Origin of the sequence: Azospirillum griseum (assembly GCF_003966125.1) — a bacterium.
Classification (GTDB): domain Bacteria; phylum Pseudomonadota; class Alphaproteobacteria; order Azospirillales; family Azospirillaceae; genus Azospirillum; species Azospirillum griseum.
Window position 1 is genome coordinate 15,388 of the sequence record NZ_RXMA01000035.1, and the last position, 24,629, is coordinate 40,016.

At 68.4% G+C, this 24,629-nt stretch carries 22 protein-coding genes; 21 read left to right on the plus strand and 1 reads right to left on the minus strand.

The genetic code is table 11. The features are described from left to right. Nucleotides 1–333: 333 nt before the first annotated feature. From qhpG to qhpE, 9 genes are all read left to right on the plus strand, one after another. Entirely contained in the window at nucleotides 334–1,701 is a 1,368-nt protein-coding gene (qhpG, locus tag EJ903_RS23200) for a flavin-dependent monooxygenase QhpG (protein WP_126619945.1), read from the plus strand. Between the two features lie 32 nt (nucleotides 1,702–1,733). Then, the gene (peaA, locus tag EJ903_RS23205) at nucleotides 1,734–3,356 is read left to right on the plus strand and encodes a quinohemoprotein amine dehydrogenase subunit alpha (protein WP_158627993.1); all 1,623 of its coding nucleotides are present in this window, start codon (nucleotides 1,734–1,736) and stop codon (nucleotides 3,354–3,356) included. A 61-nt stretch (nucleotides 3,357–3,417) separates the two neighbouring features. Next, nucleotides 3,418–4,848 (plus strand): quinohemoprotein amine dehydrogenase maturation protein, encoded by a 1,431-nt coding sequence (gene peaB / locus EJ903_RS23210; RefSeq protein ID WP_126619949.1) that lies wholly within the window; start codon nucleotides 3,418–3,420, stop codon nucleotides 4,846–4,848. Continuing rightward, nucleotides 4,845–5,165 (plus strand): quinohemoprotein amine dehydrogenase subunit gamma, encoded by a 321-nt coding sequence (gene qhpC, locus EJ903_RS23215; RefSeq protein ID WP_126619951.1) that lies wholly within the window; start codon nucleotides 4,845–4,847, stop codon nucleotides 5,163–5,165. The genes peaB and qhpC overlap by 4 nt, the downstream gene beginning before the upstream one ends. Before the next feature lie 23 nt (nucleotides 5,166–5,188). Further along, nucleotides 5,189–6,343 carry a quinohemoprotein amine dehydrogenase subunit beta gene (peaD, locus tag EJ903_RS23220; protein ID WP_126619953.1) on the plus strand — a complete coding sequence of 385 codons (1,155 nt, stop codon included), beginning with the start codon at nucleotides 5,189–5,191 and terminating at the stop codon, nucleotides 6,341–6,343. Nucleotides 6,344–6,523: 180 nt separating this feature from the next. Then, on the plus strand, nucleotides 6,524–6,823 hold the full coding sequence (locus EJ903_RS23225) for a type II toxin-antitoxin system HigB family toxin (protein ID WP_126619955.1): 300 nt from the start codon (nucleotides 6,524–6,526) through the stop codon (nucleotides 6,821–6,823). Then, entirely contained in the window at nucleotides 6,820–7,227 is a 408-nt protein-coding gene (locus EJ903_RS23230) for a helix-turn-helix domain-containing protein (protein WP_126619957.1), read from the plus strand. The genes EJ903_RS23225 and EJ903_RS23230 overlap by 4 nt, the downstream gene beginning before the upstream one ends. Before the next feature lie 203 nt (nucleotides 7,228–7,430). Next, nucleotides 7,431–9,149: an ABC transporter ATP-binding protein gene (locus EJ903_RS23235; protein WP_148105299.1), complete on the plus strand. Its 1,719-nt coding sequence runs from the start codon at nucleotides 7,431–7,433 to the stop codon at nucleotides 9,147–9,149. After that, nucleotides 9,149–9,808 (plus strand): subtilisin-like serine protease QhpE, encoded by a 660-nt coding sequence (qhpE, locus tag EJ903_RS23240; protein ID WP_126619961.1) that lies wholly within the window; start codon nucleotides 9,149–9,151, stop codon nucleotides 9,806–9,808. Before EJ903_RS23235 ends, qhpE begins: the two co-directional genes overlap by 1 nt. A gap of 9 nt (nucleotides 9,809–9,817) precedes the next feature. On the opposite strand, the gene EJ903_RS23245 is transcribed toward qhpE, so the two are convergent. Then, on the minus strand, nucleotides 9,818–11,695 hold the full coding sequence (locus tag EJ903_RS23245) for a histidine kinase (protein ID WP_126619963.1): 1,878 nt from the start codon (nucleotides 11,693–11,695) through the stop codon (nucleotides 9,818–9,820). 162 nt (nucleotides 11,696–11,857) lie between these two features. On the opposite strand from EJ903_RS23245, the gene EJ903_RS23250 reads away from it, so the two are divergent. From EJ903_RS23250 to EJ903_RS23305, 12 genes are all read left to right on the plus strand, one after another. Next, nucleotides 11,858–12,535 (plus strand): response regulator, encoded by a 678-nt coding sequence (locus EJ903_RS23250; protein ID WP_210211532.1) that lies wholly within the window; start codon nucleotides 11,858–11,860, stop codon nucleotides 12,533–12,535. A 128-nt stretch (nucleotides 12,536–12,663) separates the two neighbouring features. Further along, nucleotides 12,664–13,677 (plus strand): DUF4424 family protein, encoded by a 1,014-nt coding sequence (locus tag EJ903_RS23255; protein WP_158627994.1) that lies wholly within the window; start codon nucleotides 12,664–12,666, stop codon nucleotides 13,675–13,677. 16 nt (nucleotides 13,678–13,693) lie between these two features. Beyond that, the gene (locus EJ903_RS23260; RefSeq protein WP_126619967.1) at nucleotides 13,694–14,533 is read left to right on the plus strand and encodes a helix-turn-helix transcriptional regulator; all 840 of its coding nucleotides are present in this window, start codon (nucleotides 13,694–13,696) and stop codon (nucleotides 14,531–14,533) included. A gap of 61 nt (nucleotides 14,534–14,594) precedes the next feature. Continuing rightward, the gene (locus EJ903_RS23265) at nucleotides 14,595–15,551 is read left to right on the plus strand and encodes a threonine/serine dehydratase (RefSeq protein ID WP_210211533.1); all 957 of its coding nucleotides are present in this window, start codon (nucleotides 14,595–14,597) and stop codon (nucleotides 15,549–15,551) included. Between the two features lie 156 nt (nucleotides 15,552–15,707). Beyond that, nucleotides 15,708–17,630, plus strand: coding sequence for a bifunctional sugar phosphate isomerase/epimerase/4-hydroxyphenylpyruvate dioxygenase family protein (locus tag EJ903_RS23270; protein WP_126619969.1), 1,923 nt, complete (start codon nucleotides 15,708–15,710; stop codon nucleotides 17,628–17,630). A gap of 11 nt (nucleotides 17,631–17,641) precedes the next feature. Further along, nucleotides 17,642–18,487 carry a shikimate dehydrogenase family protein gene (locus EJ903_RS23275; RefSeq protein ID WP_126619971.1) on the plus strand — a complete coding sequence of 282 codons (846 nt, stop codon included), beginning with the start codon at nucleotides 17,642–17,644 and terminating at the stop codon, nucleotides 18,485–18,487. A gap of 74 nt (nucleotides 18,488–18,561) precedes the next feature. Continuing rightward, nucleotides 18,562–19,698 carry an ABC transporter substrate-binding protein gene (locus EJ903_RS23280; protein ID WP_126619973.1) on the plus strand — a complete coding sequence of 379 codons (1,137 nt, stop codon included), beginning with the start codon at nucleotides 18,562–18,564 and terminating at the stop codon, nucleotides 19,696–19,698. Between the two features lie 164 nt (nucleotides 19,699–19,862). Beyond that, nucleotides 19,863–20,738, plus strand: a complete 876-nt coding sequence (locus EJ903_RS23285) for a branched-chain amino acid ABC transporter permease (protein ID WP_126619975.1) — start codon at nucleotides 19,863–19,865, stop codon at nucleotides 20,736–20,738. After that, entirely contained in the window at nucleotides 20,735–21,766 is a 1,032-nt protein-coding gene (locus EJ903_RS23290) for a branched-chain amino acid ABC transporter permease (protein ID WP_126619977.1), read from the plus strand. Before EJ903_RS23285 ends, EJ903_RS23290 begins: the two co-directional genes overlap by 4 nt. Beyond that, complete coding sequence (locus EJ903_RS23295) at nucleotides 21,763–22,506, plus strand: ABC transporter ATP-binding protein (RefSeq protein ID WP_126619979.1); 744 nt, start codon at nucleotides 21,763–21,765, stop codon at nucleotides 22,504–22,506. Before EJ903_RS23290 ends, EJ903_RS23295 begins: the two co-directional genes overlap by 4 nt. 41 nt (nucleotides 22,507–22,547) lie before the next feature. Next, nucleotides 22,548–23,309 (plus strand): ABC transporter ATP-binding protein, encoded by a 762-nt coding sequence (locus tag EJ903_RS23300; protein ID WP_126619981.1) that lies wholly within the window; start codon nucleotides 22,548–22,550, stop codon nucleotides 23,307–23,309. Then, nucleotides 23,309–24,073, plus strand: coding sequence for an SDR family NAD(P)-dependent oxidoreductase (locus tag EJ903_RS23305; protein WP_126619983.1), 765 nt, complete (start codon nucleotides 23,309–23,311; stop codon nucleotides 24,071–24,073). Before EJ903_RS23300 ends, EJ903_RS23305 begins: the two co-directional genes overlap by 1 nt. Nucleotides 24,074–24,629: the final 556 nt, after the last annotated feature.

The following is a 24,629-nucleotide window of genomic DNA, read 5'->3' on the forward strand; positions in this document are numbered from 1 at the left end:
CGTTTGGATTTTTTCAGCCAGTCAGTCCAATTTATGATTATAGATAATCATGTTTTTAAAACACCAAGAACACAGCCTCAGTCAAAGCGCTGGGGTGCCGACAAATCCGCCAAAATCAACATGGATATTCCAAAAAGTAAGCAGGCCGCAACTGGTCTGTGATCGAAAAAAGGGCAGGCAACCCGCCTGTTTTTCACCGCGTGGGCGGAAGATATGGGGGCTGACGCAAAATTTTAAAGAGGGGGATTGTATTTCGCATAGCGGATAGATCGCGGCCGAACCGTCGCCCCACACTCACCTCCTCATTCAACGACGGAGCGCGGAGGGCCTTTCATGGGGGCGAACACCGACGCGATGATACTCGGAGCCGGTCCGGCGGGCGTTGCCTTGGCGCGTCTTCTGGCCGCGCGTGGCTGGTCGGTCGCGGTGGTCGCGGCGCGGCGGGCCGACGCGTGGGAAGGGCTGTCGCCGCGCGTCATCGTCGGTTTGCAACGGGCGGGCTGCACGGCGGCGGTGGGGGTGGCTGGGGACGCCGCCCCGCGCCGCGCCGGGTGGAACGGCCGGATCTCCGCCCTCAATCACGAACATCTGGTCGACCGCGCCCGTTTCGACGCCGCGCTGTGGCAGGACGCGCGCGCCGCCGGGGTGCGGGTGATCGAGGCCACGGTCGCCACGCTGCGCCGGGGGGAGCGGGGCGGCTGGACCGCGTTCGACGCCCACGACACCCCGCTCGCCAGCGCCGGTGTTCTGGTGGAGGCGCGCGGGCGGCGGGCACCCGCCACCGGCCTGACCGACGCCTGCGGCCCGCGCACGGTGGCGGTGGCGCGGGTGTTTCGCGGCCCGCCGGTTCCGGCGGCAAGCGCGGCGGTGTCCTTCGCCGACGGCTGGGCCTGGATGGCGGCGGCCCCCGACGGGCGGCGGCTGGCGCAGATCGTCGTGGACGCCGGGTCGGTCCCGCCCCGCCACCGCCTGTCGGCCTTCCACGCCACCCAATTGTTGCGGGTACCGGAGGCGGTGGAGTGGCTGGCCTACTGCGCGCCGGAGGGGGAGGCCAGCGCCCGCGACGCCACGGCGGTGCTGCGCGGCGGCTTGGTCGGGGCCGATTGGCTGCGGGTGGGCGACGCCGCCTTCACCAGCGATCCGCTGTCGGGGCATGGCGTGCACAGCGCCGTCGGCAGCGCCTTTGCCGCCCTGGCCGCGCTCACCACCCTGCGCGACGGGCCGGAGGCGTTGCCGCTCGTCCGCCGTTTCGTCGAGGAACGCAGCGCCGAGCTGTTCCACCACGCGGCGGCGGTGGGCCGGGCCTTTTACCGGATGGAGGAGCGCTGGGCGGATCGCCCCTTCTGGGCGCACCGGTCTGCCTGGCCGGACGATTCGGCGGACGCCCCCGCTCCCGTGGTCCATGGCCGCCGCGTCCAGCCGGTCGTCGTCGATGACCGTGTGGTGGAACGCGAGGTGCTGGTCACGCCGCGCCTGCCGCGCGGGGTTCTGACCATCGAGGGGGTGGAGCTGGCCCCGCTGCTGCGGCTGCTGGCCGATCACCCATCGCCAACGGATTTTGCCGCATCGGATGACACCGCATCGGCGGTCGCCCGGCGCGTCGGCCAGCCGCCCGCCCCGGTGGGGGCGGCGCTGCTGTGGCTGCGCCAGAACGGTTTCCTGCAAGACGGAGTGTCCGGCGGCGGCCTGCCGACCGGCTGACAAAAAAGGGGGAGAACAGAGGGATGCGTCGCATGAACGGACCACAGCGCCGCCGCAGGCGGGCAGGGCTTTTGACCGGCGGCTTGGCCGGAACGCTGCTGATCGGGACCGGCGCCTGGGCCGCCGAACCGCCCCGCCCGGACGAGGGCAACGCCAAGCAGATCATCACGGAACGCTGCTCCACCTGCCACGAACGGCAGGCCGACGGCAGCCTGCACCGCATCGATCACGTCCGCAAAACGCCGGAAGGCTGGACGATGACGCTGTTCCGCATGAACCAGATCCACAGCGCCAACCTGTCGCCGGAGGACAGCCGCGCCCTGGTCGCCTATCTGTCGGCCCGCCAGGGCTTGGCCCCGGAGGAAACGGCCCCGTACCGCTACATCCTGGAACGCCTGCCCGCCGTCGTCGAAACGCCGATCGCCGACGGTGATCTGTCGGTGATGTGCGCCCGCTGCCACAGCGCCGCCCGTTTCGGCCTGCAACGGCGCGACGCCGACGAATGGAAGCGGCTGGCGAATTTCCACCTCGGTCAATTCCCCTCCATCGAATATTCGTTGCAGGGCCGCGACCGCAAATGGTGGGAGATCGCCTCCACCCAGACGCCCCAGGTCCTGGGCCAGAAATTCCCCTTCAAGACCAAGGAATGGGCGGATTGGCAACAGGCGGCCAAGCCCGATCTGGCGGGCGTCTGGGCCGTCACCGGCCACCGCCCTGGCCTGGGCCGCTACGGCGGGACCGCCACCGTGGCGGTGGAGCGCGACGGCTACAGCGTCCGCTACGACCTGACCGACGCGGGCGGAAAGCCGCTGAGCGGGACCGGCAAGGCCCTGGTCTACACCGGCTATGAATGGCGCGGGACCGCGACGCTGGGCGGGCAGGAGGTGCGCGAGGTCTTCGCCGCGTCCAAGGACGGCCAGAGCCTGAGCGGCCGTTGGTTCCTGCCCGACCATGACGAGGTCGGGGCCACCGTCACCGCCGTGCGCACCGGAACCGCCCCGACGATCCTGGGCTTCAGCCAGGAGCATGTGAAGACCGGGACCAGCGCCCGCGTCACCGTGTGGGGCAGCGGGCTGGACGGCGGCCCGGTCGATTTCGGCCCCGGCGTCACCGTCAAGACGCTGTCGCAGAGCGCCACCGCCGCCGTGGTCGAGGTCGCCGCCGCCGCCAACGCCGCCCCCGGCGCGCGCACGGTCAGCGTCGGCAAGGCCAAGGGCGGCGGCTTCACCGTCTACGCCGCGTTGGACAGCGTCCTGGTCGAACCGGCCTTCACCATCGCGCGGGTCGGCGGCAATGGCGGGGCCACGCCCCCGGTGTCGGCCCAGTTCGAGGCCATCGGCTATCTGAACGGGCCGGACGGCAAGCCGGGCACGGCGGACGACATCCGCGTCGGCGCGCTGCCCGCCGCCTGGACGCTGGAGCCGTTCAACGAAGCGGCCAAGCTGATGGAGGATGTGAAGTTCGCCGGAACCATCGGCCCGTCGGGCCTGTTCGCCCCGGCGCTCGCCGGTCCCAACCCGCAGCGCGCCTTCGGCACCAACAACATCGGTGATTTGAAGGTGGTGGCGACGGTCAAGGACGGGGCCGCCACGCTGACGGGCGACGGCCGCCTCATCAGCACGGTGCAGCGCTGGAACGATCCGCCGATCCGCTGACCCGTCCCGCTGATCGACCCGCCGAAGTCCCCTTCTGGCCTCCAGACCCGGAGCATTCCGCATGAGCACCTTGCAACTGGCGCGCAACAACGTGCGCGACCTGACGGTCGGCGACCGGCGCATGCTGTTCCACGTCCCCACCAGCGGCCTGTTCGAACTCGACGCCGTCAGCGGCCGTCTGATCGACCTGTTCGCCGAGTTGGGGCAGGTGGGTGAAGACGACATCCGCCGCGCCTTCGACGGCGTGGCCGACCCCGCCCTGGTGGTGGAAACCCTGCGCGAACTCATCACCCTGCGCGTCATCGACGATGGCGTGCCCGGCCCGGCCAAGGCCCCGATCTCCATCAAGGAATTTCCCCTCAGCACCGTCGTGCTGAACGTCAACACCGGCTGCAACCTGAGCTGCACCTATTGCTACAAGGAGGATCTGACCACCCCGGCCAAGGGCGAACGGATGGGGTTCGACACCGCCGCCCGCAGCGTCGATCTGCTGTTGCAGGAGGCCGCCGCGCGCGACAGCGTCAACGTCGTCTTTTTCGGCGGGGAACCGCTGACCAACCTGCCGCTGATCCGTCAGGTGGTGGAGTACGCCGAACAGCGGGGCCGCGAGACCGGCAAGCGCATCGATTTTTCCCTGACCACCAACGCGGTGCTGCTGACCGAAGAGATCGTCGATTGGCTCGACGCCCACCGCTTCGGCATCACCATCAGCATGGACGGGCCGAAGCCGCTGCACGACCGCAACCGCAAGACCGTGAGCGGCAAGGGATCCTATGATCTGGTGTCGGCCAAGGCGCGGATGCTGCTGGCCCGCTACCGCTCGCGGCCCATCGGCGCGCGGGTGACGCTGACCGCCGGGGTCACGGACGTCCAGGCGATCCACGATCACCTGAAGCACGACCTCGGCTTTTTCGAGGTCGGTTTCTCCCCCGTCACCTCGGGCGGCATGACCGCCTTCAACCTGAACGGGGACGAGCTGGCGCAGGTCTTCGCCAACATGAAGGCGCTGGGCCAGCGTTATGTCGATGCCGCCAAGCGCGGGGAGAACATCGGCTTTTCCAACATGCACCAGTTGATGACCGACCTGTCGGAAGGCACCACCAAATCGCTGCCCTGCGGGGCCGGGTTGGGGATGCTGGCGGTGGACAAGGAAGGCGACCTGCATCTCTGCCACCGCTTCACCGGATCGTCCCAACCGACCTATGGCAACGTCGAGGATGGCATCGCCAAGGACAGCCTGGGCGCGTTCCTGGAGGGCATGGCCAACCGCACCGGCACCGATTGCGAAACCTGTTGGATCCGCAAGCTGTGCGCGGGCGGCTGTTACCACGAATCCTACGCCCGCTACGCCGATCCGGCGCACCCGACCTACCATTATTGCGACCTGATGCGCGACTGGATCGATTTCGGGATCCGCGCCTACGCCGACATCACGGTCGCCAACCCACGCTTCATCGAACGGCACGTCGCGCCGCGCAGGGGGAATTCATGAAACACCTCAAGCCCTTGAACAAAAAGGCCACCCTGGTCGATCAGGCGGTCGAGAACGGCCAGATGGACGAGGTCGTCGCCATGCAGGTGGTCGTCGGCTGCGCCGCCACCTTCGATCCGGGGTGGGAGGTTGACCCCTTCGGCAGCGTCGCCGCGCTGTGCGCGCCGATGGAAGCCGACCTGTATGGCTGTTCGGACCCTTGCTGGTGGCCCGCCCAGGTTCCCGACACCATCAACACCTATCCCGATTGGAACGCCAAGGCGGCCTCGGCGCAAAACGACTGGCGCGCGCTCCAGTCGGTGTTCCCGAAGAAATGACCGGCGGGGGAGACGCAAGCATCATGAACGCATCCATCATCCGGCTGGGCATCCGGCGTCTGGTCCGTCAAAGCCCGGCCATCCGGCGTCTGGCCGTCGCCCTGTGCGGCGTCGGTCTGCTCGCCACCGGGCCGCTCGCCACCGCTCCGGCGTCGGCCAAGGAGTATCTGGTCACGGGCGTCAAGCCGAACGGTCTGGTCGTGATCGACCCGGCGGCGCGCAAGGTTGACAAGATCCACCGCATCCCCGGCGGCGGGGTGGCCCCCGGGACCATCGTGCCCTCGCCCGACGGCAAGATCGCCTACGTCATCACCAACCACCTGGACAGCGTGTCCGGCATCGATCTGGACAGCGGCAAGGAGGTCTTCCGCGCCAATTTCTCCAGCGGGACCGAGCGGGTGAAGGCGATGTTCGGCATGGACATCAGCCCCGACGGCAAGGAGCTGTTCGTGTTCCAGGCCCCGGTTCGCCTGCTGCCCGGCGAATACAAGGTGGAAGACACCCGCATCGCCGTCTTCCGCACCGCCGACGGGGTGGGGGCCAAGGCCGTGCGCACGTTCCCCGCCCCCCGCCGCGTGGCCGTCCTGGCCTTTTCCAAGGATGGCGGCACGCTGTGGGCGCTGGGCTGGGATCTCTACGCCATGGATCCGAAGACCGGGGCGATCCGCGACACCCACAAGCTGCTGAACTGGACGCGCGACAATTTCGGCCCGCCCGACATTCTGGACGTCTGGCCGCAGTTCGAACAGGCGGCGGTCTTCTCCACCCCTTATTTCACCAGCCGCACCGATCTGCCGCCGACCGATCCCAGCGCCTTCAAAACCGGGATGCTGACGCTCGATCTCGCCTCCGGCACCGTGGCGACCAAGGAGTTCGAGGACACCAGCGCGGTGATCTTCTCCTCCGTCGTCAACCCGGCCAAGCGGGGCGAGGCGTTTTCGGTCTACACCCAATTGTCGAAGATCGACGCGGCGGGCGGCGCGCTGGTCAAGCGGGTGGATCTGCCGCACACCTACTACTCCATCAACATCGCGGGCGACGGCAAGGAGGTCTATGTCGGCGGAACCGCCTGCGACATCGGCGTCTACCACCCCGACAGCCTGGACCGCATCGGCCAGATCGAAATCCCCGGCTGCCCGGACCAGGGCGTGGCCTCCCTGCGCATGGTGAAACGCTGACCTTTCCTTGACCGTCCCTCCATCCCCTCTCCCCACCGGGGAGAGGATTGGGGTGAGGGGGCCGCAAGGATCCATCAGCCTCCGCGCCCCCTCCTCCGCATCGCGTCAACGCTTCCCAGAACGTTCCCAAATATGGAACACGCCTCTTGTTCCCAAATATGGAACGCGGTAAAAAGTGTTATGCAGATCATCGCGCTCCGAACGCTGAAGCTCTTTTGGGAGCGCCACCCCCAGGCGGAAGCGCCCCTGCGCGTCTGGTTCAGCCGGGTCAAAGCGGCGGCGTGGAAGGGGCCGGAGGACGTGAAGGCCGAATTCGGGAACGCGGTGGATTTTGTCGCCGACAACCGCATCATCTTCGACATCGGCGGCAACAAGTACCGGCTGATCGTCCATGCGTCCTACCGGTTTCAGCGCGTGCTCGTGAAGTTTGTCGGGACGCACAAAGAGTATGACGCGATTGACGCGGAGAACGTGACATGACGACGGACATCCGGCCCCTCAAGACCGAGGCCGATTATGACAAAGCCTTGGCGGACATCGAAGCCTACTTCGAGCGGGAACCGGAGCCGGGCACACCGGAGGCCGACCGCTTTGATCTTCTGGCGCTCGTCATCGGTGACTATGAAGCCAAACATTGGCCCATCGAGGCCCCCGACGCCCCCGACGCGCTGCGTGAGCGGATGGAGGCGCGCGGCCTCACGCAACAGGATCTCGCCCGCGTGATCGGCTCCAAATCACGGGCCTCCGAAGTGATGAACCGCCGCCGACACCTCACCTTGGAGCAGGCGTGGAAGCTCCACCGCGAATGGGGGATCCCGGCGGAGGCTTTGCTCCGCCCTTACCCCCTCAAGACTTTGCCGACGACCGGGCTGTCTTCCCGCTGACGGTCCCGCGCCCCTTTTTACCCATCCTTGCCGCTCATCCCGCCTTCGGTTAGGAATAATTACCCGAATAGTCACGGAGGCCCCGCCATGCCACCCCCAACCAGCCGACGCGTGCACCCGTGGAACAGTGTCCTGAAAAACGTTGCACGGTGTTTCAAACGTTCCATTCGCCCGTTCCACGGCCCGGCGTGACCGACGCGCCAATGCCTGCCCGCCCGCCCGATCTGCCCGCCGACACCGCCCCGCTGCGCTGGGTCTGGTCCTTTGTTCGGCCCCAGCGGGGCGCGCTGCTGGCGTCGGTTGGCCTGTCGCTGGTGGCGGCGGCGGTTGGGTTGGCGCAGCCCTGGTTGACCCAGCGCATCGTCGATGACGGGCTGCTGGCGCGCGACGCGTCAACCTTGGTCACGCTGGCGCTGGCGATGGTCGGGGTGGGGCTGCTCGCCAATCTGCTGGGCGGGGTCAACCGCTGGATTTACACGCGGGCGTCGGCGCGGGTGCTGTTCGGCTTGCGCGAAAGCCTGTACGGCCATTTGCAGCGCCTGCCGCCGCGCTTTTACGCCCGCTGGTCGGCGGGCGACGTGCTGAGCCGTCTGGACGGCGATCTGGCCGAGGTGCAGCGCTTCACCGTCGATGGGCCGCTGTCGGCGGTCAACGCGCTGTTCACCCTGGCCGGGTCGGTGGCGCTGATGGCGTTGATCGACCCGGCGCTGACCATCATCGCCTTTGTCCTGCTGCCGGGGCAGGTGCTGTTTCTGCGCGCCGCCCGCCCCTGGGTGGATCGGACCACCCGCGCGGTGCGCGACGGCACGGCGGCGGTCAGCGGCTTTTGCGTGCAACGGCTGTCCGCCATGAAGCTGATCCAGTCGGTGGGGGCGGAGGCGCAGGAGGCGCAGCGCCTTGCCGGGTTGAATCACAGCCTGCTCGGCCATGTGCTGCGGCAACAGATGGTGTCCTTCGTCACCGGCGGCGTGCCGGGGCTGATGGCCTCGGCCAGCACGGCGGCGGTGTTCCTGTGGGGCGGGTTGCGGGTGATCGAGGGGGGCATGAGCCTGGGCGCGCTGATCGCCTTCACCGCCTATCTCGGGCGGGCCAGCGGGCCGGTGCAAAGCCTGCTGGGGCTGGTCACGGCGGCCCAGCGCACGCGGGTGTCGCTGGACCGGGTGGGCGAGCTGTGGCGCGAACGCCCGGCGGTGTCGCCGCCCGCCCAGCCGCTGGACCTGCCGCCCGGCCCGCTCGCCCTGTCGGCAGAGGGGGTGACGTTCGGCCCGGACCCGGCGTCGCCGGTGCTGCGCGGTCTGTCGCTGGCCGTTCCGGCGGGGGCGAAGATCGGCATCCTCGGCCCGTCGGGGGTGGGGAAATCGACGCTGGTCGATCTGCTGCACCGGCACGAGGATCCGCACAGCGGGCGCATCCGCCTGAACGGCGTCGATCTGCGCGACCTGTCGCCCGCCGCCCTGCGCGGCCGGGTGGCGGTGCTGGGGCAGGACGCGCCGCTGCTCCCCGGCAGCGTCGCCGACAATCTGCGCTTTGGCATGCCCGACCTTGCAGACGACGCGCTGCGCGCGGCGGTGGCGGCGGCGCAACTGGCCGATTGGCTCGACCGTTTGCCGCAAGGGCTGGACACGCCGGTCGGGGCCTGGGCGTCGGCTCTGTCGGGCGGGCAACGCCAGCGAATCGCGCTGGCCCGCTGCCTGCTGCGCCGCCCCGACCTGCTGGTGCTCGACGAGCCGGTCTCGGCGCTGGACGCCGACTCCGCCGCCCGGTTGACCGCCGCCATCGACCGGCTGTTCGCCGCCGACGCGGGCACCCCCTGCACCCGGATCGTCATCAGCCACCGGGCGGAGGCGCTGGTCGGTTGCGACGCCGTCTATCGCCTGGAGGATGGCCGTTTGCACCCGGTCGCGGCGGCGGAGGCGGCCTGATGCGCGTCGCCCTCCTCGACAGCGGCGTGCCGCCCGGTCTGCCCGTCGCCGCGCGCGCCGCCTTCGCCCTGGCCGATGATGCGGTGGTGGAGGTTCCGCCGCACCCCGACCGGGTTGGCCATGGCGGCGCCGTCGCCGCCATCGTCCACGCGCTGGCTCCCGACGCCGCGCTGCTCGACGCCCAGATCTTCGCCGACGCGCCGACCTGTTCGGCGGCGGTGGTGGCCGCCGGGTTGCGCTGGGCGGTGGGGCAGGGGGCGGTCCTGGCGGTCATGAGCTTTGGCCTGCCCGCCGACCGCGCCGTGCTGGCGGCGGCGGTGGCCGAGGCGCGCGAGGCCGGGCTTTTGCTGCTCGCCGCCCGTCCGGCGCGCGGTGGCCCGGTCTGGCCCGCCGCCTACCCCGGCGTGATCGCGGTGACGGGCGACGCCCGTTGCGGGGTGGGGGAGCTGTCGCGCCTGCCTGGTGCCTATGGGGCCTGCCCGCGCCCGTGGGGCGAAACGGCGGACACGCCGCCGCGCGCGGGCGGGGCCAGCCTCGCCGTTGGGCATCTTGCCGGGCTGCTGGCGCGGGCGGGGCCGCTGCAACCGGATGCGGTGGCCGCCGCGCTCACCCCTTTGGTCCGCTGGCACGGGCCGGAACGGCGGGGAGCGGCGGGGTAGGAATACCGTTTACGGAGCGCGCTCCAGCCGGATCGTCACACGGGTCCCCGCGCCGGGGGCGCTCTCCACGCTCAGCGCCGCGCCGATCAGGTCGGCCTGTTCGCGCAGGCCCAGCAGGCCGAAATGGTTGGCCTGATCGGCCAGCGGGTCGAAGCCGTCGCCGTCGTCGCGCACGGTCACGACCAGCCCCGGTGCCTCACCGTCGCGTTCCTCCCCGCACACCACCGTCACGGCGATGCCCGGCGCGTTGGCGTGGCGGACGGCGTTGCGCAACGCCTCCTCGATCATCCGATAGAGGGTTTCGGCGGTCTGGCCGGTCATCGCGTCCGCCGCCTCGGCCACCTTCAGGCTCAGGATGGAGGCGGTGCGGTCCTGGATCTGGGCGACCAGCCGCGCCAGCGCCGGGCCGAAGCCGTCGTCGCGCACGGGCGAGTAGCGCAGTTGCGACACGGCGCTGCGGGCGTGGGCCAACCCCTCCTGTGCCGCCTCGTCCGCCCGCCGGATCTCGTCGGGCAGGCGGGAGGGATCGACCTCCACCAGCTTGCGGATCAGGCGGATTTGGGTCAGCAGGCCCAGCAACGTGTGGGCGACCGTGTCGTGCAGATCGCGGGAGATGCGCAGCCGTTCGCGCACGATGGCCGCCGCGCGGGTTTCGTGGCTCAGGCGTTCGATCTCGCGCGTCCGCTCCTCCACCCGCGCGTCCAACCGCTCGTTGATGCTCGACAGGTCGGCGTTGGCCTGTTGCAGCGTGTGGACCAGCGAGGCGATGGACCGGCCGATCCGTCCGGCCTCGTCCCGTCCGCGCGGGCCGACAAAGCCGGTGGTGCGCCCGGTGCGCAGGGCGTCGGCGGCCTCGGCCAGCCGTTGCAGGCGGCGCATGATGCCGCTGGCGATCACCACGCTGGCCAGCGTCGCCACCAGCCCGCCCAGCGCGATGGCGGTGAAGATCGACACCGACGCGCGGTCGGCGGTGCGGAACGCGGTGGCGACCGGCTCGCGCACCATCACGCTCCACCCCAGGCCGGGGAAATCGGCAAAGCCGCCGCTGCGCGCCAGCCCGCTCAACCGCCCGTCCTCCACGCTGTGGCCGGTGGCGAAGGGCAGGGCCGACAGATCGACCCGCCCGCCGCGCGGCGTGTGGTCGGACCCATGCAGCACCGTGCCGTCGATGCCCAGCAACAGCACCTCCGCCCCCGGTCGGTCCTTCAGCGTCGCCAGCGTGCCGCGCTGCAAGGCTTCGATCCAGCTCCAGCCCAGCGTCACCGCCAGCACGCCCCGGATGTTGCCCGCGCGGTCGTGGATCGGGGCCGACAGCTCGACGAAGCGGCGCGGCTCGCCGTTGCGCAGCGGCGGCAGCAGCCGGTCGAGCAGCAATTCGCGGTGCACGTCGCCGATGTACGGCCCCAGGAACGCCCCGGTGAACCAGGGCCGGGCCGACACCGATTGCCCGACCAGGATGCCGTCGGTCCCGGCGACCACGGTGCCGCTCAGGTCGATGATCCCCACCCACTCGATCTCGCCCAGCGCGCCTTTCAGGTCGCGCAGCGCTCGGTCGGCCTCCGGTCCGCCCAGCGCGCCGTCGCGCACACCGATCAACGTGGCCGACGCCGCCACCCACTCCCGCCGTCCGGCCAGATTGGTGTCGATGGTGTCGATCAGCCGCTGGGCGTGGGTGGCGTAGAGCAGGCCGATTTCCCGCTCCAGCGCCGTACGCGCGTCCCGCATCGTCCAGAAACCGACGAACAGCGCCACCGCCAGCGACACCAGTGCGATCGACCAGCCAATGGCCGCCGCCAACCGCCAGCGCGGATCCAGCGCGCGCAGCACACGGCGCAACCGCGCGAGCAGCGGGTGGCGGTTGTCGCGTTCGAAAGTGACGTTCGTCATGCGCGCTCCGTGTCTTTCGTCAGTGTCGCGTCTGGCCGTTTTGGGCGCATGCTGGGATCAGCGGAAGGATGGGGACCATGAAGCACAAGCGATGGTTGGCCGTCGAGACGCTTGCAAGGGATCTTGACCGACGACGGCGACGCGCCTTTCCTGGATGACCTGATGGAACCGGACCCCGTGATGACGCCGATCCGCATCGTGATCGCCGAGGATCAGCAATTGATCCGCCGCGCCTTCGCCAACCTGCTGTCGCTGGAACCCGACATCGAGATCGTCGGGCAGGCCCCCGATGGCGCGGAGGCGGTGGAGCTGTGCCGCCGTTTCCGCCCCGACGTGGTGCTGATGGACATCCAGATGCCGCGCCTGGGCGGGATAGCGGCGACCAAGCTCATCCTGTCGGAATTTCCCGGCACGCAGGTGGTGGTCCTGACCACCTTCGACACCGACGATCTGGTGTTCGGCGCGATTTCCGCCGGGGCCGCCGCCTATCTGCTGAAAGATGCCTCGGAAACCGAGATCCTCGACACCATCCGTGGCGTGATGCGCGGCGAAACCCGCATCTCGCCCCACATCGCCCGCAAGCTGTTCGAGGAGCTGCGGCGGTCGCGCGCGGTCGACCTGCCCAGCGGCGCGGCGCTGCCCGACCTGTCCGACCTGACGGAGCGGGAGCGCGCCATCCTCGACCTCATCGCGCAGGGGCAGAGCAACCGGCAAATCGCCGCCAGCCTGTTCCTGGCCGAAGGCACGGTGAAGAACTACGTCAGCCGCATCATGGACAAGCTGGGTGTCCAATCGCGTACCGAACTGGCGGTGAAGGCCGTGCGCGCGCCCAAAGCCTGATGGCTTCCGCCGGGCCGCGCGTGCTTTTTCCAACACCCGTGGCCGCTGTCCCGGTGATGCGGTACAAGCGGGGGGATCAGGACGGCGAACGGGGCGGCGCGATGGTTGGCAACGCGAGGATCAACGGATTGGGCGTTCGGGCGGCGGTGTGGGGGCTTCTGGCCCTGCTGGGCTGCGGCCCGGCCCTGGCAAACGACAGCACCGGCTTTCTTGGCACCGGCGGCATCGAACTGGCCCGCACCGACGCGATTGAGATGCGGTCGGAGGATTTGCGCATCGGGCTGGACGAAATCCGCGTGTCCTATGTGTTCCGCAACGTCACCGATAAACCGGTGGACACGCTGGTGGCGTTCCCGCTGCCGGACATCGACCTGTCGCGCGGCCTGACCGAAGCGGCTTGGGGCTTTCCCCAGCAAGTCGATGATTTTCTGGGGTTCCGCCTGTGGATCGACGATCAACCGGTGCAACCCGCCCTGGAGCGCCGGGCGATCTTCAAGGGGCGGGATGTGACGGACCGGGTGGCGGCGGCCGGGGCGCTGGCGCTGGTTCCCTGGGCAGCCGGTGCCTACGACCAGATCGCCAAGACCTTGGATCCCGCCGCCCTGGCCCGCCTGCGCGCCGATGGCCTGATCCAGGCGGGGGAGGACGACAACACCCCGCAATGGCGGTTGCGCGCCCGCTATCACTGGCGGCAGATTTTCCCGCCGGGGCGCGATGTGCGCGTGCGCCACGTCTACCGCCCCTTCGTCGGCACCGCCCTGATCGGTCGGGTCGCGTCGATTGACGGTCGCAAGGCGGTCGGGCGTTACCTGGGGGACCGCCCGGACCCGAGCGGCGACCGCTATTGCCTGGACGCCGCCACCCGCCGCACGCTCGCCGCCGCACAGGCCAAGCATCCGCCGCCCGCCATGCCCTACAGCGCGGCGGAGATCGAATACATCGTCACCACCGCCCGCAACTGGCGCGGCCCCATCGGCCGCTTTCACCTGACCATCGACAAGGGCGCGCCGGACAATCTGGTGTCGCTGTGCTGGAACGGCCTGACCAAAACCGGCCCGACCACCTTTGAATCCACAATCACGGATTTTGTCCCCGACCGCGACATCCGGTTGCTGGTGTTTGTGCGGTCGCAAGCGCCGTAACCAACGGGAACGCCGCATGACACCGAAGAGACCCGACACAGCGCTGCACAATCGCTTGACCGCCTGGAGACCAAACGGCGCTTGGAAAGGTGTGGAGCTGTGTCACGCCTTTTACCGGGATCATCATTTTCCCCTGCACGCCCATCCCGACGTCCACATCGCCTTGATCGAATCGGGTCGCTACCGTTTCCGCTGCGACGGGCGTCCGCAACAGGCCAGGGCGGGGGATCTGGTGATCCTGCCCCCGGATACCCTCCATGATGGCGGTGCGATGGACGCGGCGGGCTATGCCTACCGCCAGATCCTGATTCCCCTGGCGCTGTGGACCGGTGCCGCCGGGCAAATGGGGATTCCCGGACGATCCCCGGTTCGCCGCAACCCGGAGATCGCCCGGTCGCTCCGCGCCGTCTTCACCGCCTGGGACCACCGCGATCCGTTCCAGTTCGACGCCACGTTGGCGCGACTGATCGGCCAAATCGTCACGACGGGCGGCACCGAAGCGAACGATGGTGCATTGACGCGGGTCACGCCCAGGTTGTTGGCGCGTGTCCTGGACATGATGCGGCAGGACTTGGCGGAACCCTGGACCCTGGCCAGCTTGGCGGCGGCGGTTGGCACCAGCCGGTTCGTTCTGTCGCGCCGGTTCCGCCAGCATTACGGGTTGGGTCTTCACGATTGGTTGATGGACGCGCGCCTGCGGCAGGCCCGCCACTGGCTGGCCGTCGGCATGCCAGCGGCGGAGGTGGCGGTCGCCTGCGGCTTCACCGACCAAAGCCATCTCGCGCGCCGTTTCAAGAAGGGGTTCGGCATCACGCCCGGACAATTCACAACCTTCTGCACATCCGTACAATCCTGACGCCGGTCCAGAAGCGTAACGTCGCCCCGATTGCCCAGCCCCCAAACCAGGAATCAACGGGATGACGTTGCCAAACCACGCGGATGTTGAAGCCGCCCACACCCGCATCCGCCCCTGGATTCGCCACACGCCGGTGATCGCCCCGGCGGAACGGGCGGGTGGTTTCCCCCCGTCCGTTCTCTTCAAGCTGGAGGTGACGCAGCGCACCGGCTCCTTCAAGGCGCGGGGCGCACTCAACGCCATGCTGGCGGCCCCGGTTCCGGCGGCGGGTGTGGTCACGGCCTCGGGCGGGAACCATGGTGCGGCGGTGGCCAATGCCGCCTTGCGCCTGGGACACCCGGCCACGATCTTCGTTCCCGAAACCGCACCCCAGGTGAAGGTGGATCGTCTGCTCCGCTGCAACGCCTCGGTTCATCGGGTGGGCCGCGTCTACGCCGACGCCTACAACGCGGCGGTCGAGCACCAGCGGCACACCGGCGCGCGGTTCCTCCACGCCTATGACGACCCGCTGGTCATCGCCGGTCAGGGAACGGTCGCGGCGGAATTCCTCGCGCAGGCCACAGGGACCGACGGTTTTGGCGGGTTGGACAGCGTGCTGGTGGCGGTCGGCGGTGGCGGTCTTCTGGGTGGCGTCCTCGCCGCCTTGGCCCCGCATGGCGTGCGCGTGGTCGCGGTGGAGAGCAGCGGCACCCCCACCCTGGCGCGGGCGCTGGCGGCGGGTCATCCGGTCGAGGTCGAGGTGCACGGGATCGCGGCGGATTCACTGGGCGCGCGCCGCATCGGCGATCACGGCTTCGCCCTGGCGCAAGCCCATCTCCACGCCAATCTGCTGGTCGAGGACGACGACATCCGCACCGCGCAGCGTTGGTTGTGGCAGGACATGCGCCTGATCGCTGAAGCGGGTGGGGCCACCGCGCTGGCGGCGCTGACCAGCGGGCGCTATCAGGTTGCGCCGGGTGAGCGGGTCGGCGTGATCCTGTGCGGCGGCAACACCGATCCGGCGACCGTCCTCTCCTGATGGCACAGGGAAAACCGCTTGAGAGGCAAATGATCGGCGATAGTGACTTTCGTCATGTCGCAATGTGACGCCCGGCAGCTATCCGGCGGATGGTTTCGTCTCGATACTGCACCCTCATGAACGGGCCGTCGCGGCCCGCCACGGGGAGGTCGGGGCATGCGTCGGTCCATCGCCACCGTGTCGCTCAGCGGCACGCTGCCGGAAAAGCTGGAAGCCATCGCGGCGGCCCGCTTCGACGGTGTGGAGATTTTCGAACCGGATCTGACCGGCTTTCCCGGTCGCCCGCGCGACATCCGCGACATGGCCGCCGATCTGGGCCTGACCATCGAACTGTTCCAGCCCTTCCGCAACGCCGAGGGGGTGGATCGCGCCGGGTTTGACCGGGTGTTGCGCCGCCTGGACCGCAAGCTGGACCTGATGGAGGAACTGGGCGCGCCGCTGATGCTGGTCTGTTCGAACGTCGAACCCTACGCCATCAACGACGACGGTCTGGCCGCCGAACAGCTTTGGGCGATGGCCGAACGGGCCGGCGCGCGCGGGCTGCGGCTGGGGTACGAGGCGTTGGCCTGGGGAACCCATGTCTCCACCTTCGATCACGCGTGGCGGATCGTGGAGCGCGCCGACCACCCCCATCTCGGCCTGATCCTCGACAGCTTCCACACGCTGGCGCTGCCCCACGACTGGAGCGGCATCGCCGATCTGCCGGGCGAGCGGATTTTCTTCGTCCAACTGGCCGACGCGCCCCGTTTGGACATGGCCACGCTGATGCTCAGCCGTCATCACCGCTGTTTGCCGGGGCAGGGGGAGCGCGACGTCGGCGCGTTCACCGACGCGGTGCTGCGCGCGGGCTACACCGGCCCGCTGTCGCTGGAGATCTTCAATGATTCCCTGCGCAGCGCCCCGACCCGCCAGACCGCCAAGGACGCCATGCGCTCCCTGCTGCATGTGGAGGAGCGGGCGCGGCGGTTGGAGGAGGCGCGCCGGGCGGACGCCGCGTCCCATCGCCCCGCGCCGCGCCGGGTGGAGCTGTTCGACCCGCCCGCCCCGGCGCGGCTGGACGGCGTCGCCTTCGTCGAGTTCGCCGTCAACCACGCCACGCAAGCCGCGCTCGCCGCCGATCTGCTGCGCCTGGGCTTCCACCGTCTGGGCCGCCACCGCAGCAAGGACGTGGATCTGTACGGGATGGGCGACATCCGCTTTGTCCTGAACGCCGAAGCCCACTCCACCGCCCATTCCTATTACCTGCTGCATGGTGCGTCGGTCTGCGCCATCGCCTATGAGGTGGACGATCCGCTGCGCGCGGTGGGCCGGGCCGAAGCCTTCGGCTGCCACCGTTTCGAGGGGCGCGTTGGCCCGAACGAACTGTCCTTGCCCGGCATTCGCACCGTTGGCGGCGAGCTGGTCTATTTCACCCGCCGCCGCGCCGATGGCTCGATTGATTTCGAGACCGACTTCCGGCTTGAGACTGGCGACGCGCTCCCCACGCCCACCGCCCACCGCATCGACCACATCGCCCAGGTGCTGCCGGAAGGCGCGCTCGATTCGGCCGTGCTGTTCCATCGCACCGTGCTGGACATGGAGCCGGAGCCGGTCGTCACGCTGGCCGATCCCTTCGGGCTGGTGCGCAGCCGGGCGATTTCCGACCACCGCCGCCGGGTGCGTTTCCCCCTGAACATCGCCAGCGGGCGCAACACCGGGGCCGCCCGGTCGGTGTCGACCTATCTGGGGGCGGGGGTGCATCACATCGCCCTGGAAACCGCCGATCTGTTCGCGGCGGCGGAGCGCCTGCGCGCCAACGGCGTGGAGATTCTGGCGATCCCGGCCAATTATTACGACGACCTCGCCGCCCGTTTCGACCTGGATGACGATCTGCTGGCGACGATGGCGCGGCTGAACATCCTCTATGACCGCCAGGGGGATGGGGAGTTTTTTCAGCTCTACACCCAGCCGTTCCAAGGCCGTTTCTTCTTCGAACTGGTGGAGCGGCGCGGCGGGTACGACCAGTATGGCGCGGCCAACGCCCCCATCCGCATGGCCGCGTCCAGCCAGCCCGGCACCTTCGACACGCTGGTCGGGTGAGGGGCGGACCGATGGAACAAACTCTTCCCTTTGACGGGTCAACCCGGCTGTTTTTCACCATCGGCCACCCGGTGGCGCAAATCCGCATGCCCCGGATCATGCCGCCGGTCTTCGCCGCACTCGGCCTGAACGCGGTCTGGTTGGCGTTGGACGTGCACCCCGGCGATCTGCGGGCGGCGTTGGACGGGCTGCGCCGCGTGCGCAACCTTGGCGGCCTGTCGGTGACGATCCCGCACAAGCCCGACGCCCTGGCCTGCGCCGACCGGGTCAGCGACCGGGCGCGGGCGGCGGGCGGGGCCAACCTGCTGCGGGTGGAGGCCGATGGCGCGCTGACCGCCGACATGGTGGATGGTCTGGGCTTCGTCGAGGGCTTGCGGGCGCGCGGGTTTGATCCCGCAGGGCGACGGGTGTGGCTGGTCGGCAGCGGCGGGGCCGGGGCGGCCATCGCAGTGGCCCTGTGCGAAGCCGGAGTGGCCGCGCTGTGCCTGACCGATCTGGATCCGGCGCGCGCCGGGGCCTGTCTGGAGCGTCTGGCGGCGCTGCATCCGGCGGTCTCCTTGACCCTGGCGAGCGCCGATCACCCGCCGGACGGCTGCGATCTGGCGATCAACGCCAGCCCCTGCGGCCTGCGGGTGGACGACCCCTTGCCCTTTGATCCCGCCCGCTTGCCGCCCGGCGCGCTGGTAGCCGACGCCATCATGAAACCGCCGGTGACGCCGCTGCTGCGCGCGGCCCAGGGGCTGGGCCACCCGATCCAGCCGGGCCGCGCGATGCTTGACCACCAGATCGCCCCGCTCCTGCGCTTTTTCGGGGTGGAGGCCGACCCGCAACGGGTGCTGGCCGCCATTCCAGCCTGATTCATCGGTTTGATCCATTGCCTGTTTCACACACCACACCGCGACCCAAAAAACACCCAAGGGAGGACATCACAATGCTGTTCAAGACCATGGCCGCCGCCGTCGCCCTCACCGCCACCATGACCGTTTCGGCCTTGGCCGGGACCGTCAAGCTGATCGATGTGATCGAGCTGTCGGGGCCGGGTGCACCCGCCGGAACCAACTGGAAGAACGGGTCCGATCTGGCAGTAGCGGAAATCAACGCCAAGGGCGGCATCCTTGGCCAGCAGATCGAGCTGATCCATTACGACAGCCAGACCAACCCCGGCGCCACCCGCGCCGCCGTGCAGCGCGCGGTGGACGAGGACGCCTATGTCGTGTTGGGGCCGATCTTCTCCGGCCCGATCAGCGCTTCCATGCAGATCACCCAGCGCGCCGCCGTGCCGCAGATCGTGGGCGGCGAGGCGGCGGCCTTCACCCGCCAGGGCAACAACTACATTTTCCGCACCTCGCTCAATCAGGCCGATTCCATGCCGAAGCTGGCCAACTACCTGCGCGACGAGGTGAAGGCCAAATCGGTCGCCGTGGTCTGGATCAACAACGATTTCGGCAAGGGTGGTCGTGACTCCATGATCCCCGAATTGCAGAAGCGTGGCATCCAGGTCGCCGCCGACATCGCCACCGAATCCGGGCAGGCCGATTTCGCCGCCGACGCCATCAAGGTGAAGAACGCCAACGCCGACGCCGTGTTCGTCTATCTGAACGAGGAGGAAAGCGCCCGCTTCCTGCGCGCCGCCCGCCAACAGGGCATCACCAAGCCGATCATCGGCGAAACCACCCTGCTGGGGGCTAAGGTCATCGAACTGGCCGGAGAGGCCGCCAACGGGGTGAAGGGCCATGTCGGCCTGCTGGTGGACGCGCCCAAGCCCAGCCTGGTGGAGTTCGGCAAGAAGTACGCCGCGAAATACGGCTTCACCTCCGACCACAACGGCATCAAGGGCTACACCGCCGTCTACACGGTCAAGGCGATCTCCGAGCGGATCGGCAAATTCGACCGAGAGGCCTTCGCCAAGGCGCTGCACGGTGCCCGCATCGACGTGGCGCAGGAGCCGGGCATCCTGATCGACACCAAATGGACGGCCACCGGCGACGTGGACCGCGAAAGCTTCCTGATTGAAATCGTCAACGGCAAGCCGGTGGTCAAGGCCACGCTGCCGATGATCAACCCGTAAGTTACGCCACGCGACCACCACCCAACCCCTTGATCGGGGATTGGTTTGCGGGGGACTGGGCACACCGCCGTCGGTCGGCCCAGTCCCCCTGTCGCGCCCGCCGCGTGGTCAACACGCACACGCGGCGGGCGCGCCCAACCTGTCAAAATTTCACGGAGGCTGACTTGGACCAGTTCCTTCAGCTCATCGTCGCCGGGCTGGCGACGGGCGCGATTTACGCGCTGGCCGCGATCGGCTTCACCCTGGTTTGGCAGACCTCCCAAACCATCAATTTCGCCCAGGGTGAGTTTGTCATGCTGCCCGCCATTCTGGTGCTGACTGCCGCGCATCTCGGCTTGCCGATGGGGCTGGCCTTCATCGTCGGCAGCGCGGCGTTCGTGCTGCTGTTTGGCTTCGGCTTCAAACGCTTCCTGGTCGAACCGATGCAGCGCCACGGCGTGCTGCCGCTGGCCATCGCCACCATGGCGCTGTCGGTGCTGATCAAGGAAGCGGCCAAGAACGGCTTTTCGGCGGAGGCGCAGCCCTTCCCCTCGCTGGTTCCCGAGGGATCGGTGTCGGTGCTGGGGGCCGCCGTGTCGGTGCGCGACATCGCCATTTTCGTGGTGGCCATCGCCGCCATCCTGGGCCTGCAAGCCTTCATCACCCACACCCGCACCGGACGCACCATGCAGGCGACCGCACAGAACCCGACCGTCGCCCGCATTCTGGGCGTGCCGGTGGAGCGGATGATCCTGCTGACCTTCCTCATCAACGCGGCCCTTGCCTTGATTGCCTCCTACCTGATTTCCCCGGTCTATCTGGCGAAATTCTCCAACGGCGAAACCATCGGTCTGGCCGCCTTCATCGCCGCCATCGTCGGCGGTTTCAACCAAATCCGGGGGGCGCTGGCGGGTGGTTTCCTGATCGGCCTGATCGACAATCTGGCCGCCGCCTATGTCTCCAGCGCCTACCGCACCGCCGTGCCGTTGGTGGTGCTGGTCGTCGTCATCCTGGTGAAGCCGGAAGGGCTGCTGGGCCGCAAAGAGGAGCGCACGGTATGAGCCGCAAGCTGAACACCGATCTGCTCATCATCCTGATCGCCGTTCCCATCCTGTGGTTCGCGCCGTCCGGTTTGAAAAGCTACGGCCTGTATGTCGTGTCGCTGTGGCTGGTGATGTCCATCGCCGCCATGGGGCTGAACCTGACCTTGGGCTACGCCGGTTTGACCTCGCTGGCGCAAGGGGCGTTCCTGGGCATCGGGGCCTACGCCACGGCGATCCTGACGGCGAAGGCCGGTTGGCCGTTGCCCGCCGCCTTTCTGGTGTCCACCGGCCTGTCCTTTCTGGTCGGCGTCGTGCTGGGCTTCCCGGCCTTGCGGGTGAAGCACCATTATCTTGCCTTCGTCACCCTGGCCTTTTCGGTCGTCGTCTTCCTGGTGGCCCGCAACGAGCAATGGCTGACCGGCGGAGTCTATGGTCTGGCCAACATCCCGCGCCCGGTGCTGTTCGGCACCGATCTGGGCGGCGGTCTGGCCTTTTACCGGACGGTTCTGGTGGTCACGCTGGCCTTGACGCTGGTGATGTGGTGGCTGCTGCATTCGCCCTGGGGACGCGCCTTCCAGGCGTTGCGTGAGAACCCGTTGCGCGCCGCCAGCCTGGGGGTGGACATCCGCGCCTACACGCTTCTGGCCTTCGCCATCGGTTCGGCCTTTGGCGGGGCGGCGGGGTCGCTCTACGCCCCCCTGGTGGAGTTCATCGACCCGGCCCCCTTCGCGCTGTCGGCGTCCTTCGTGCTGCTGTTGACGGTGGTGGCGGGCGGGGCGGGGTCCTTCTTCGGTCCCTTCGTCGGTGCCTTCTTCTCCTACATGCTGCCGGAGCTGCTGCGGGCGACCGGCGGCTGGTACCTCATCATCTACGCCGCCGTCGTGCTGGTTCTGGTGATGGTCAGCCCGACCGGCCTGTTGGGCCTGATCGACCGCTGGCGCGACCACCAATCCCAACGCCGCGCCGCCGCCATCCGCGCCGCCGCCCGCCCGACCTTGGCCAGCGCCGACAAGCCCACATTGGAAAATCAGGGAGCGGCCCCATGACCCGCGTTCTGGAAGTCAACAGCGTCAAGAAGCATTTCGGCGGGGTGAAGGCGGTGGACGGCGTGTCCTTCCACGTTGACGAGGGCGAGATCCTCGGCCTGATCGGCCCCAACGGCTGCGGCAAATCCACCCTGTTCAACTGCATCCTCGGCCAGCTCACCCCGACCGAAGGCACGGTGACGCTGGACGGCAAGCCGATCACCGGCCTGTACCCGGCCCAGCTCAACCGGCTGGGGGTGTCGCGCACCTTCCAACTGTTGCAGGTCTTCCCCAACCTGTCGGTGCGCGAAAACCTGATCCTGGCCGGGCAGGAGCACAAGGGCACGATGCTGCAACGGCTGTTCGGCCCGCGCGACGCCGGGTTGACGGTGGACGCCGACCGCATGATCGCCTTTTTCAAGCTGGAGCATCTGGCCGATCAGAAGGCGGGCGGCCTGTCCTATGGTCAGCAAAAGCTGTTGGACGCCGCGATGGCCTTCATGGCCGGGCCGCGTCTGGTGCTGCTCGACGAACCGGCGGGCGGGGTCAATCTGACCATGCTGGAAAACCTGAAGGAGCGGTTGCAGGCGATCAACCGCGAATTGGGCGCGACCTTTGTGGTGATCGAACACAACATGGATTTCGTCATGAGCCTGTGTTCGCGCGTCGTCGTGATGGCCGAAGGCAAGGTGCTGGCGGAGGGAACCCCCGCCGCCGTCCGCGCCAACCCGGCGGTGATCGAGGCCTATTTGGGCCATTGAGCGTTGTTGCACGCGAGCGTTTTTGCAAGGACTGGCACGCCATGACCACACCCGCCGCCACCCCCATCCTGACCCTGTCCGACATCGTCGCCGGGTACGGCAAGATGACGATCCTGAACGGGACCAGCTTTTCCGTGCCGCGCGGCTCCATCACCACGGTGATCGGGCCGAACGGGGCGGGGAAATCCACGGTTTTCAAAACCATCTTCGGGCTGCTGAACGCGCGGGAAGGCCGCGTCACCTTCGATGGCCGCGACGTCACCAACCGTCCGCCGCGCGACCTGCTGGAGGCCGGGATCTGCTACATCCCGCAGGGCCGCAACATCTTTCCGGAACTGTCGGTGCGCCACAACATCGAGTTGGGGACCGTCGCCGCCGGGCGCGGCATCACCGACCTGCCCGCCCGCATCGACGCCGCCCTGGATCGCTTTCCCATCCTGCGCCAGAAGGCCGACCAACAGGCGTCCACCCTGTCCGGCGGGCAACAGAAGCAGTTGGAGATCGTGCGCGGCCTGCTGCTCGACCCCAAGCTGATTTTGATCGACGAGCCATCCATCGGCCTGTCGCCGATGATGGTGGCGGAAACCTTTCAAATCCTGCTGGAACAGCGCGACAAGGGCGTGTCGGTGCTGATGATCGAACAGAACGCGCGTTCGGCGCTCGCCATGTCCGATTACGGGCTGGTGCTGGAACTGGGACAGACCCGCATGTTCGACACCGCGCCCGCCATTCTGGCCGACCCGCGCGTCGGTCAATTGTTCCTGGGCGGGGGCTTTGCCAGCGACGCCAGCGAGGCGGCGTGATGCGGCGCACCGATCTGGACGGGCTGGTGGCCCTGGTCACGGGCGGGGCTTCGGGCATGGGGCTCGAGCACGCCCGGCTGATGGCGGCGCGCGGGGCGCGGCTGGCCATCACCGACGTCAGCGGCGTGGCGCTGGAAGAGGCGCAGGCCCGCATCGTGGGCGAGGGCGGGGTCGTGTTGCCGCTGCTGGCCGACAACCAATCGGTCGGCAACGCCCGTCGCGCGGTGGCCGACGCCGAGCGGGCCTTTGGCCGCATCGACATCCTGGTCAACAACGCCGGAATCAGCGGAAAGGCGCTGCCCATCGCCGACATCGACGAAGCCGCCTTCGACCGCATGTTCGGCACCCACGTCAAAGGAGCCTTTTTCTTCACCCAAGCGGTGGTTCCAGGGATGAAGGAGCGGCGTTTTGGTCGGATCATCAACATCTCGTCCAACTTCGCCATGTCCGGCAGCGCCGGGGCCAGCCATTACACCGGAGCGAAGGCGGCCTTGCACGGGCTGACCCGCGCCTGGGCGGTCGAACTGGCCCCGTGGGGGATCACCGTCAACACGGTGGCCCCCGGACTGGTCGAAACCCCGTTGACGCTCGACAGCCTGGGCGCGGACGAGGTCGCCCGCCGCGCGGCCCAATTCCCCTTGGGCCGCATCGCCCGCGCCGAAGAGGTTGCCTACGCGGTGGCATGGCTGGCTGGTCCGGAAGCCGCCATGATGACCGGCCAAGTCGTCAGTCCGAACGGTGGCGTGTCCATCGTTGGACTCTGAGCATAAGCGATTTCCATAATGAATATTATGGATTTTTTGTGTGCGGGCGGGGTGGGGTCTACCCTGACGCGAAATTCTTGTTTTAAAACAAGAGCTTAAGCTTTAAAGTTGGCGCGGACCAACCATTTTCACATGTTTTCTCTGCAGGTCGTTGGGAGGGGAACTGCCCGGCATCTCTCGATCGTTCACCGGGAAATCCGGCGGCCCTTTCATCACAACCAGAAAAAGACGGATCGGGCGACAGGCACCCGATCCGCAAGTCCTCTCGCCAGGAGAGAGCCGAGAGGTTGGAGGACAACACCAGAAGAGACATCCGGGAAACGTCACCCCGGATACGCACGGTCGGATAAACACCCCACCGCGCGGTGCTCAGCCGGCTTCCGTCTCAAAGAAGTCGGCTGGTTCTGTCACCGCCGCTTAGAAAGCGAGGTCGGTGCGGGCGAGGAAGACGTTGCCCTTGTCGTTGCCGCCAGCGACGTCGGAGCGGATCTTGAAGTGGTCGAATTCCGGACCGACCGACAGGCCGGGGGCGACGACGTAACGGGCACCGATGGTG

Coding starts and splice junctions, on each gene's coding strand:
- EJ903_RS23300 (WP_126619981.1), top strand. CDS start 22,548: ATGACCACACCCGCCGCCACCCCCATCCTGACCCTGTCCGACATCGTC.
- EJ903_RS23305 (WP_126619983.1), top strand. CDS start 23,309: ATGCGGCGCACCGATCTGGACGGGCTGGTGGCCCTGGTCACGGGCGGG.
- EJ903_RS23260 (WP_126619967.1), top strand. CDS start 13,694: ATGACACCGAAGAGACCCGACACAGCGCTGCACAATCGCTTGACCGCC.
- peaA (WP_158627993.1), top strand. CDS start 1,734: ATGAACGGACCACAGCGCCGCCGCAGGCGGGCAGGGCTTTTGACCGGC.
- EJ903_RS23270 (WP_126619969.1), top strand. CDS start 15,708: ATGCGTCGGTCCATCGCCACCGTGTCGCTCAGCGGCACGCTGCCGGAA.
- EJ903_RS23295 (WP_126619979.1), top strand. CDS start 21,763: ATGACCCGCGTTCTGGAAGTCAACAGCGTCAAGAAGCATTTCGGCGGG.
- peaB (WP_126619949.1), top strand. CDS start 3,418: ATGAGCACCTTGCAACTGGCGCGCAACAACGTGCGCGACCTGACGGTC.
- EJ903_RS23250 (WP_210211532.1), top strand. CDS start 11,858: ATGGAACCGGACCCCGTGATGACGCCGATCCGCATCGTGATCGCCGAG.
- qhpE (WP_126619961.1), top strand. CDS start 9,149: ATGCGCGTCGCCCTCCTCGACAGCGGCGTGCCGCCCGGTCTGCCCGTC.
- EJ903_RS23245 (WP_126619963.1), bottom strand. CDS start 11,695: ATGACGAACGTCACTTTCGAACGCGACAACCGCCACCCGCTGCTCGCG.
- qhpC (WP_126619951.1), top strand. CDS start 4,845: ATGAAACACCTCAAGCCCTTGAACAAAAAGGCCACCCTGGTCGATCAG.
- EJ903_RS23290 (WP_126619977.1), top strand. CDS start 20,735: ATGAGCCGCAAGCTGAACACCGATCTGCTCATCATCCTGATCGCCGTT.
- EJ903_RS23225 (WP_126619955.1), top strand. CDS start 6,524: ATGCAGATCATCGCGCTCCGAACGCTGAAGCTCTTTTGGGAGCGCCAC.
- EJ903_RS23230 (WP_126619957.1), top strand. CDS start 6,820: ATGACGACGGACATCCGGCCCCTCAAGACCGAGGCCGATTATGACAAA.
- EJ903_RS23265 (WP_210211533.1), top strand. CDS start 14,595: ATGACGTTGCCAAACCACGCGGATGTTGAAGCCGCCCACACCCGCATC.
- qhpG (WP_126619945.1), top strand. CDS start 334: ATGGGGGCGAACACCGACGCGATGATACTCGGAGCCGGTCCGGCGGGC.
- EJ903_RS23275 (WP_126619971.1), top strand. CDS start 17,642: ATGGAACAAACTCTTCCCTTTGACGGGTCAACCCGGCTGTTTTTCACC.
- peaD (WP_126619953.1), top strand. CDS start 5,189: ATGAACGCATCCATCATCCGGCTGGGCATCCGGCGTCTGGTCCGTCAA.
- EJ903_RS23280 (WP_126619973.1), top strand. CDS start 18,562: ATGCTGTTCAAGACCATGGCCGCCGCCGTCGCCCTCACCGCCACCATG.
- EJ903_RS23235 (WP_148105299.1), top strand. CDS start 7,431: ATGCCTGCCCGCCCGCCCGATCTGCCCGCCGACACCGCCCCGCTGCGC.